This is a genomic window from Streptococcus sp. 3874 (genome assembly GCF_013276425.1).
Taxonomy (GTDB): Bacteria; Bacillota; Bacilli; order Lactobacillales; family Streptococcaceae; genus Streptococcus; species Streptococcus pseudopneumoniae.
Window position 1 is genome coordinate 1 of record NZ_VMLA01000147.1, and the last position, 1,584, is coordinate 1,584.

A 1,584-nucleotide genomic window follows, 5' to 3' on the forward strand; every position below is an offset into this window, starting at 1 on the left:
TCATTATAGAACTTTCAATTATCACATTCGAATTACATTTTATTTTGGAAAACGTTTCCTTTGTTTTCAAATTGCTAAAAAAGTGGTACAATATAGGATAGCTTACTATTATCTGAATCAGCTGATTTGGAGAGAAAGGATTCATTTTGAAATCAATAGGCTTTATTGAAAAGCTGAAGGGGTTGTCTAGTAAAGAGCTGATTTTATTGGGAATTATCCTGAGTATCTTTTTGCCCTTTTATCTTTTTGTAGTTGTATTCTGTTTATATATTATCAGTTTGATTTTTACAGGAGACATGAAAAGTATTCTTCAGAAAATGGGGGAGCATCCGATGCTGCTTCTTTTTCTTGGCTATAGTACTGTTATATCCATTCTTGCACAAAATTGGATGGGTCTTGTGGCTTCAGTAGGAATGTTTTTGTTTGCTATTTTATTTTTGCAATATCAGTCGATTTTATCACATAAATTCTTTCGATTAATTTTGCAGCTCGTCTTGTTTGGTAGCGTCTTGTCAGCTGCTTTTGCGAGTTTAGAACATTTCCAAATTGTGAAGAAATTCAACTATGCTTTTCTTTCACCCAATATGCAGGTGTGGCATCAGAATCGTGCAGAAGTGACCTTCTTTAATCCTAATTATTATGGAATTATTTGTTGTTTCTGTATCATGATTGCTTTCTATCTATTTACAACGACCAAGTTGAATTGGTTGAAAGTATTCTGTGTGATTGCAGGCTTTGTTAATCTCTTTGGATTGAACTTTACGCAAAATCGAACTGCCTTTCCTGCTATTATCGCTGGAGCAATCATCTATCTCTTTACGACTATTAAAAACTGGAAGGCCTTTTGGCTTAGTATTGGGGTATTTGCGATTGGCTTGAGCTTCCTCTTTTCCAGTGATTTGGGAGTTCGGATGGGGACTTTAGATTCTTCTATGGAAGAACGAATTTCTATTTGGGATGCTGGGATGGCCTTGTTTAAGCAAAATCCTTTTTGGGGTGAAGGGCCATTGACCTATATGCACTCGTATCCTCGGATACATGCTCCTTATCATGAACATGCTCATAGCCTTTATATTGATACGATTCTGAGTTACGGAATTGTGGGGACTATTTTATTAGTTTTGTCTTCTGTTGCTCCTGTTCGCTTGATGATGGATATGAGTCAGGAGTCGGGGAAACGTCCGATTATCGGCCTTTATCTATCTTTCCTTACAGTGGTTGCTGTGCACGGAATTTTTGACTTGGCTCTCTTCTGGATTCAGTCAGGCTTTATTTTCTTGCTAGTTATGTGCAGTATTCCATTGGAGCATCGAACTTTGGTATCGGACATGACGGATTAAGTTTTATAAGATTAAAATTCTTCTACCTTGGGTAGGAGATTTTTTTATACGATGGGCATGTCGTGCATCTGAGGTGTAAGTCCTCTGTAGAGATTCACTATCGGTGAATATAGTGAAATGAGATAAGAACAGGATGAATCAATCAGGACAGTCAAATAGATTTCTAACAATGTTTTAGAAGTAGAGGTGTACTATTCTAGTTTCAATCTATTATACAATAGCGCTCCCTCGTCCTTATGCAGGG

1 protein-coding gene is annotated in these 1,584 nt (G+C 36.9%); it reads left to right on the top strand.

Annotation, left to right across the window (positions count from 1 at the left end; all coding sequences use genetic code 11):
* Nucleotides 1–146 precede the first annotated feature (146 nt).
* Complete coding sequence (locus tag HT703_RS11165) at nt 147–1,340, top strand: O-antigen ligase (RefSeq protein ID WP_172930097.1); 1,194 nt, start codon at nt 147–149, stop codon at nt 1,338–1,340.
* Nucleotides 1,341–1,584: the final 244 nt, after the last annotated feature.